This is a genomic window from Streptomyces sp. NPDC004126 (genome assembly GCF_050275515.1).
Classification (GTDB): domain Bacteria; phylum Actinomycetota; class Actinomycetes; order Streptomycetales; family Streptomycetaceae; genus Streptomyces.
Genome location: NZ_JBNNPF010000012.1, coordinates 174,754 through 182,593 on the forward strand (window position 1 = coordinate 174,754; position 7,840 = coordinate 182,593).

Sequence of the window (7,840 nt, forward strand, 5' to 3'; positions counted from 1 at the left end):
TAGGGGCAGCGGAGAAGAAGACAGACTGGCCACGGTGAAAGGAGGCGTCCATGGGTTCGGTACGCAAGGCGAGTGCGTGGTTGGGTCTCGTAGAGGACAACGACGACGAGCGGTACTACGACGACGACTACGCGGAGGCGGTGGAGCGCCAGCAGGGCTCGGTCTCGGGCCCCGGCGACCAGTGGGTCACCGACCCCCGGGTGAAGGTGGCCTCGGATTCCGCGGTCGAGCGCGGACGCCGCATCGCGACCGTGACCCCCGACGGCTTCCGCGACGCGCGCGGCATCGGCGAGCTGTTCCGCGAGGGCGTCCCGGTCATCGTGAACCTGTCGTCGATGGACCCGACCGACGCCAAGCGCGTGGTCGACTTCGCGGCCGGCCTGACCTTCGGGCTGCGCGGGTCGATCGAGCGGGTGGCGACCAGGGTCTTCCTCCTGACCCCGGCCGACACCCAGATCGTCAGCGGTGAGGCGGGCGGCCGCTCCCGCGACTTCTTCAACCAGAGCTGAGCCTGGGGGCACCCTCCCAGCGGTGGCCGGGGGACCTCACCGGCCCACCTCACCGGCCTACCGGAAGGCGTCGAGCCCGGTGAGCGCCTTGCCCAGGACCAGCTGGTGCATCTCGACGGTGCCCTCGTAGGTGAGGACCGACTCCAGGTTGGTCGCGTGCCGCATGACGGGGTACTCCAGGGAGATCCCGTTGGCCCCGAGGATGGTCCGCGCGGTGCGGCAGATGTCGATGGCCTCGCGGACGTTGTTGAGCTTGCCGAAGCTGATCTGCTCCGGCCGCAGGGTGCCCGCGTCCATGCGCCGGCCCAGGTGGTGGGCGAGCAGGATGCCCTTGTGGAGTTCCAGCGCCATGTCCGAGAGCTTGGCCTGGGTGAGCTGGAAGCCGCCGATCGGCCGGCCGAACTGCTCCCGCGTCTTCGCGTAGTCGAGCGCCGCCTCGAAGCTGGCGCGCGCCGCGCCCATCGACCCCCAGATGATCCCGTACCGCGCGTGGCTCAGGCAGCCCAGCGGACCCTTGAGCCCCGTGACGTCCGGAAGCACCGCGTCCGCGGGCAGCCGTACGTCGTCCAGCACCAGCTCGCTCGTCACCGACGCGCGCAGCGACCACTTGTGCTTGATCTCCGGCGCCGAGAAGCCGGCGCTGTCGGTGGGGACGGCGAAGCCGCGGATCCCCTCGTCCGTCTGGGCCCAGACGACGGCCACGGCGGCCACCGAGCCGTTGGTGATCCACATCTTGCGGCCGTTCAGCACCCAGTCGGAGCCGTCGCGCTTGGCGTACGTGCGCATCGCGGCCGGGTCGGAGCCGATGTCGGGCTCGGTCAGGGCGAAGCAGCCGATCAGCTCGCCGGCCGCCATGCCGGGCAGCCACCGCTGCTTCTGCTCCTCGGAGCCGTACTTCCAGATCGCGTACATGGCGAGGGAGCCCTGTACGGAGACCAGCGAGCGGATCCCGGAGTCGGCGGCCTCCAGCTCCAGGCAGGCCAGGCCGTACTGCACGGCGCTCGCGCCGGCACAGCCGTAGCCGGTCAGGGACATGCCGAGCGCGCCGATGGAGCCGAGCTCGCGGGCCAGCTCGCGGATCTGCGGGAGCTCTCCGTCCTCGTACCACTGGGCGATGTGCGGCAGGACCCGGTCGGCGGCCCAGGAGCGGACGGTGTCGCGGACGGCGAGGTCCTCGGGGCCGAGCAGCTCGTCGAGTCCGAGCGGGTCGGTGGGGGCGAACGGGGTCTTCGGCGCGGACAAAGGGGCCTCCCGGCGGCCACGTGGGGCGAAACCTAGCGGTGCAAGTTTGTCGCCGACCAGGCCCCGGGTCCACCCCCGGCTCCGGCGGGGGCGGGTCAGCCCTGGCGGCCGGGCCTGCCGCCGACCGCGGGATCGCGCTCGGGGTGTGCCGGGCCGGGGATCCGCGCCCCGGCGGCCGGCCGGGACGGGCCCGCGGGCTGCGCGGGCAGGCGTACGGCGGCCCCGGCATCGGCGACGGCGTCCGCGGCGGTCGCGCCGCACCCGGCGCTCCCCTCCGGCTCGGCGTTCTCCATGGTGCGCGGCAGCTTCAGCGCCATCACGGCGCCCGCGAGCAGCAGGCAGGCGCTCACGACGAGGGTGACGTGCAGCCCGTGCACGAAGGAGTTCCGGGCCGCCGTGTGCAGGGACTCCCCCGCCGCTCCGCCGAGGTGGGCGGCGATCTTGTAGGCCTCGCCGAGGGAGTTCGCGGCTCCGGCCGAGTCCTCGGCGGGGACGCCGGGGACGTCCAGCAGGCCGGGCCGGTAGGCGGCGTTCATGACGCTGCCGAGCAGGGCGATGCCCATGCCCGCGCCGAGCTGGTAGGAGGTCTCGCCTATGGAGGCGGCGCCGCCGGCGGATTCCGCCGGGGCCTCGCTCAGCATGGACTCGTACGCGGCGAAGAGGGTGGTCTGGAGCCCGAAGCCGAGCAGGATGAAGCCGGCGGTCAGCAGCACGGGCCGGTCGTCGTGGCCCATCAGCGTGAGCAGCAGCACCGCGCCGGCGGTGAGCACGAAGCCCAGCGAGACCATCGTGCGGGGGCCGACCCGCTGCAGGGTGTAGGAGCCGGTGGCGCCGGCGGCCATGGCGGCGAAGGTCAGCGGCAGCAGCCGCAGGCCGGTCTCCAGCGGGCTGAGCTCCAGCACCAGCTGGAGGTACTGGACGGCGAGCAGCTCCAGCCCGACGAGCGCCAGCATGGCGAGCACGATGCAGCCGACGGAGGTGGAGAACGCGGCCCGGGAGAACATCCGCATGTCGATCAGCGGGTGCTCGCGCCGCTTCTGCCGGCGTACGAAGAGGACCAGCAGGAGCACGCCGAGCAGCAGCGGGACCAGCGCCCCGGGGTCGGTGAGGTGGCGTTCCGCGCCGATCCGCTTGATGCCGAGCACCGCTCCGAGGACGCCGGCGGCGGCCATCAGCGCACCGAGCACGTCCCAGGGCCCGTCGGCCGCGCCCCTCGATTCGGGCAGCAGCCAGCGGCCGAGCGGGAGGATCAGGGCCATCAGCGGGATGTTGATGAGGAAGACGGAGCCCCACCAGAAGTGCTGGACGAGGAACCCTCCGAGCACGGGGCCGCTGGCCGCGCCGATCGCGGCGACGGCGGTCCAGATGCCGATGGCGAGGGCCCGCTCGCGCCGGTCGGGGAAGACCTGGCGCAGGATCGACAGGGTGGCCGGCATGATCATCGCCCCGCCGACGCCGAGCAGGGCGCGGGCGGCGATCAGGACCTGCGCGTTGTCGGCGAGTGCGGCGATGGCGGAGGCGACGCCGAAGAGGGTGTAGCCGAGGAGCAGGATCCGGCGGCGGCCGACGCGGTCGCCGAGGGTGCCGAAGAGGATCAGGAGCGCGGCACAGACCAGCGGGTAAGCGTCGACGATCCACAGCAGCTCCTGGGAGCCGGGGCGCAGGTCCTCGGTGACGGAGGGGACGGCCACGTGCAGGATGGTCGCGTCGAGCGCGACGAGCACGAGGCTGACGCACAGGACCGCCAGGACCACCCAGCGGTTGGCCCCGCCGGAGGCGGCGGCGACCCGCTGCCGGAGGGAGGACTTCCTGTCGCCGGCCGTGTTCGTCCCCGACATGCATGTACCTCCCAGGTGGTCCCTCGCACTCGGCGGACAGCGTCGTGGGTCGCCGCGGGGTGGTGCGCTGTGCGGCGTCCTACGGGGTCCGGCATCGACACGCGAGTGAAGGGTCAGCGTACGCGAGTTCGCGTGCCCGACACGTGGCCAAGCTCTCATCGCGACGGCGGCCCCCGTGTGGTGTGCGCCACTCGCCCCGATCCGCCCTCCCCCCCGCGCGCACGCCCGCTCACGCTCCGTGTCCACGGTTTTCGTCTTCGCCGGTCGTGGCGCCGATACTCGTCCCCGTGACCACTCTGCCCGTTGACGACGCCCCCGCGAAGTACCCCGGACCGCGCCGTGCCGCGCCCGCACTCGCGGCCTTCGCCGCGGTGCGGCTGCTGGGGCTGGCGGTGCTCGCACTGTGGAGCGCGGCGTCCGGCAGCAGCCCGCACACCCTGCTCTCGGCCCGCTGGGACTCCCTCTGGTACGCGCGGATCGCCGCCGAGGGGTACGGGTACGAGGTGGTCCTGCCGAGCGGGGCCGTCCACTCGAACCTGGCCTTCTTCCCGCTGCTGCCGTGGCTGGAGCGGCTGGTGGCGGCGCCCACGGGGCTGTCGTACGGCTCGGCCGGCCTGGTGGTCTCGGCGGTGGCGGGACTCGCCGCGGCGTGGGGGATCTTCGCCGTCGCCGACCTGCTCCACGGGCGGCGCGCCGGGGTGCTCGCGGTGGCGCTGTGGGCGGCGCTGCCGGTGGGGATCGTGCAGTCCATGGCGTACAGCGAGTCCCTGTTCACCGCCCTGGCCGCCTGGGCGCTGTACGCGGTGCTGCGCGGGCGGTGGGTGGTGGCGGGCCTGCTCGCGGCGGGGGCGGGGCTGACCCGGCCGGTCGGGGCGGCGGTGGTCGCGGCGGTGTGGGTGGCGGCGGCCCTGGCCTGGCGGCGCGGGGAGCGCTCGTGGCGGATGGCGGCGGGGGTGCTGCTGGCCCCGCTGGGGGCGGCGGCGTACGCGCTGTGGGTGGGGGCCCGGACCGGCGGCGGGCTGACGGGCTACCTGGACGTGCAGGCGGGCTGGGGCAACGGCTTCGACGGGGGCTGGGCCTTCGCGCGGTTCGTCTGGGCGCGGCTGGCCTCCCCCGCGTTCGCCGCCGGGGCGGGGCTGATCGCCGGGGTGCTGCTGGTGCTGTGGCTGTACCGGCTGTGCGTGCGCGACCGGCAGCCGGCCGCGCTGCTGGTGTACTGCGGGGTCGTGGTGGCGCTGGCCCTGTGCGCCTCCGGGTACTTCGGCTCCAAGCCCCGGCTGCTGCTGCCCGCGTTCCCGCTGATGCTGCCCCTGGCGGCGGCCCTGGCGCGGTGGCGGACCGGGCGGGCGGCGGCCGTGCCGGCTGCGCTGGCGCTGGCCTCGGCGCTGTACGGGGCGTTCTGGCTGAACGGTTCGGGGCCCCCGTAGGGCGACCGCGGGCCTGCGGGCGCGATCACGGAATGGATCATTCCAATCCATGGTTGTGCAAAGGAATTGAGCCCTGGCGATAAATACCGTGTAAGTATGCCGATAATTGCGGTGGCAGTACTCCCGGACTCCCGGAGTTGAATCCGGAAAGTTCCAACAAGTGCCGGAACAAGGGGAATTAAGTCCCCCGTGAGACGCACTCCACATCACATGGTCATCACAAAGCGCGCGATTCGCCCGGGGTGCGCTTCGACGCGCGGTAACGTCGATTGAGTGCGTACTGACCAAATGCTTGCCCGTCTGGAGCCGGTGTTCGCCCGGCTCGACCGGGAACCCGAGCGACCGGCTCATCTGCAAACTCCGCAGATGAGCCGGCACCGCATCGTGCTCCTCTCCGCGACGCTCGCCTTCTACCTGGTGATCGTCGTGGCCGTGCTGACGACCTCCTGGCTCGTCCGCCTGGACTGGCAGATCATGTTCTTCCGGCCCTACGAGCAGTGGCCGCAGGTACACGCCTTCCTCGACTACCTCGTCGTACTCGGCCAGCGCGGACCCACCGCGGTGATGGTGGCGGCCTGGCTCGGCTGGCGCTCCTGGCGCCAGCACACCCTCCGCCCGCTGATCGCACTCGGCGTCGCGCTGCTGCTCCTGAACATCACCGTGGGCTCCGTCAAGCTCGGCCTCGGCCGGCTCGGCCCGCACTACGCCACCCAGATCGGCTCCGCGGAGCTCTTCGCCGGCGGCGATATATTTCCTTCCGGCCACACCGCCAACGCCGTCGTGACCTGGGGGATCCTGGCCTACCTGGCCTCCACCACCGTCACCCGGCGGGTGCTGTCCATCCTCTCCGGGGTCCTCTCGCTGAGCGTCGGCGCCACCACCGTGTACCTCGGCACCCACTGGGTGAGCGACGTGCTCCTCGGCTGGACCGCCGGACTCCTCATCATGCTCGCGCTGCCCTGGTTCGAGCCGCTCATCGCCCGCACCGAGGCCTACGTCTTCGGACTCCGCGAGCAGTGGCGCCGCCGGCTGGAGGACGGCCGGGTCTCCGAACCGGTCGCCGCCGCGCTCACCCCGCTGCTCTCCGCGGGCGGCAAGTGGCAGCCCGGACGCACCCCCGCCGCCGCCGAGGACGGGGCCCCGGCGGCCGCCGCCTCCCAGACCCCCGCCGGGCACTCCCCCGGGCTGCGCCCCGCCGCGCACGCGCACCAGGTCTCCCGGCAGCACGTCATCCGCTCCGAGCGCACCCCGATCACCCCGGGCGGCAGCCGCCGGCCGGCACACACCGAGCGGCCCTCCGCCCGGGGGGCCTCGGCCCGCCCGGCCACCGGGGGCTGACCCGACGCGGGGCCGGTACGCACAGCCCCACCCCGCACCGCGCGAACGGCGGGCCGGTCCGACGGACCGGCCCGCCGTCGGCGTTCCGCGCCGCCGGGCGGCGTTCATATGTCCGGACACGTCAGCCCGCCGAGCGGATGTTCCTCCGTACCGGGTCACGCTTGTGTCACGGGTTGTCGACGGTCGCCGCCGGTAATCCCGGCTTTTCCGGACGCCTTTCGAATTCCCCCGCGGAACCCGAATTACCCGCCCCGGACTTACTCCCGCGGGGCTTCGACGGCCCGCCCGAGAAGGTCCCGCAGAGCCCGGATCCGGTCCGCCAGCTCGGGGGGCTCCACCACCTCGAACTCACAGCCGATCAGCATGACGTGAATCACCAGGACGTCGAGGCTCACCGCCCCCGTGCGCAGCAGGCAGCTCTGCGCGTCGACCGGCTCCAGCACCCCGTCGGAGGGCCCGATGATCCGCGCCGCCTCCTCCGCCGGGACGCGGAGCCGCACCACCGCCCGGGTCGTGTAGGCACGGTGCGACACGCCCCGGGACACGTACGCGGCGAGGTCCTCGGCGGGCGCCGGGCGCGGGACGAAGCGCGGGCCGTGCGGCGGGCGGGGCTCGATCCGGTCCGCGCGGAAGGTCCGCCAGTCCTCCCGGTCGAGGTCCCAGGCGACGAGGTACCAGCGCCGCTCGGAGCACACCAGCCGGTGCGGCTCGACGGTACGGCGGCTGACGCTGCCGCCGTGGTCCCGGTACCCGAACCGGAGCCGCTCGCCGTCCCGGCAGACGGCGGCGAGGTCGGTGAGCACGGCCGGGTCGACGGTGTCGCGGCCCGGGCCGCGCAGCATGGGCACGGTGAACTCGTTGAGCGCGGAGACCCGTCGGCGCAGCCGCGACGGCAGCACCTGCTCCAGCTTGGCCAGGGCCCGTACGGAGGCCTCCCCGATCCCCTCGACGCCGTTGCCGGCGGCCGTGCGCAGCCCTACGGCGACCGCGACGGCCTCGTCGTCGTCCAGCAGCAGCGGCGGCAGCTCCGCCCCCGCCCCGAGCTGGTACCCGCCGCCGGTGCCGGGGCTGGCGTTCACGGGGTACCCCAGCTCCCGGAGCCGGTCGACGTCCCGCCGCACGGTGCGGGGTGTCACCCCGAGGCGGGCGGCGAGATCGGCACCGGTCCATTCCCGATGGGCCTGCAGGAGGGACAACAGGCGCAGCAGTCGCGCGGAGGTCTCAAGCACGCCCCCCATTCTGGCGCGCCGCCCGCACCACCCGTCCCTGACGGGCCTCCCGGATCCACGCCGCTGCGGGTTCCCGTGGCCGGGGCCGGTGAATCGTCCGCGGCTGGGCTGGCCGCCGCGCGGGGCTGGTCCCCTACCCGCCCTTCCACCGTTCCCAGGGGCGCTGCCCCTGACCCCGCGCCTCAAACGCCGCGCGGGCCTGGGATGTGCGCAGCACATCTCAGCCCCGCCGGCGTTTGAGGCGCGGGGGTCTGGGG

6 protein-coding genes are annotated in these 7,840 nt (G+C 73.7%); 3 read left to right on the top strand and 3 right to left on the bottom strand.

Annotated features, from left to right (window positions below):
• Positions 1-50: 50 nt before the first annotated feature.
• The gene (locus ACQKM2_RS14630) at positions 51-509 is read left to right on the top strand and encodes a cell division protein SepF (protein WP_427709650.1); all 459 of its coding nucleotides are present in this window, start codon (positions 51-53) and stop codon (positions 507-509) included.
• A gap of 57 nt (positions 510-566) precedes the next feature.
• Here the strand turns inward: ACQKM2_RS14630 and ACQKM2_RS14635 are convergent, their stop codons facing one another.
• Both ACQKM2_RS14635 and ACQKM2_RS14640 read right to left on the bottom strand, forming a co-directional pair.
• A complete protein-coding gene (locus tag ACQKM2_RS14635; RefSeq protein ID WP_125816313.1) occupies positions 567-1,751 on the bottom strand; it encodes an acyl-CoA dehydrogenase family protein in 1,185 nt (394 codons plus the stop codon).
• A 95-nt stretch (positions 1,752-1,846) separates the two neighbouring features.
• On the bottom strand, positions 1,847-3,589 hold the full coding sequence (locus ACQKM2_RS14640) for an MFS transporter (protein WP_427709652.1): 1,743 nt from the start codon (positions 3,587-3,589) through the stop codon (positions 1,847-1,849).
• A 296-nt stretch (positions 3,590-3,885) separates the two neighbouring features.
• Between ACQKM2_RS14640 and ACQKM2_RS14645 the strand changes: the two genes are divergently transcribed.
• Complete coding sequence (locus ACQKM2_RS14645; RefSeq protein WP_427709669.1) at positions 3,886-5,016, top strand: hypothetical protein; 1,131 nt, start codon at positions 3,886-3,888, stop codon at positions 5,014-5,016.
• Between the two features lie 288 nt (positions 5,017-5,304).
• Positions 5,305-6,354, top strand: a complete 1,050-nt coding sequence (locus tag ACQKM2_RS14650; protein ID WP_427709670.1) for a phosphatase PAP2 family protein — start codon at positions 5,305-5,307, stop codon at positions 6,352-6,354.
• Positions 6,355-6,611: 257 nt separating this feature from the next.
• Here the strand turns inward: ACQKM2_RS14650 and ACQKM2_RS14655 are convergent, their stop codons facing one another.
• Positions 6,612-7,583 (bottom strand): helix-turn-helix transcriptional regulator, encoded by a 972-nt coding sequence (locus ACQKM2_RS14655; RefSeq protein WP_427709654.1) that lies wholly within the window; start codon positions 7,581-7,583, stop codon positions 6,612-6,614.
• Between the last annotated feature and the right edge of the window lie 257 nt (positions 7,584-7,840).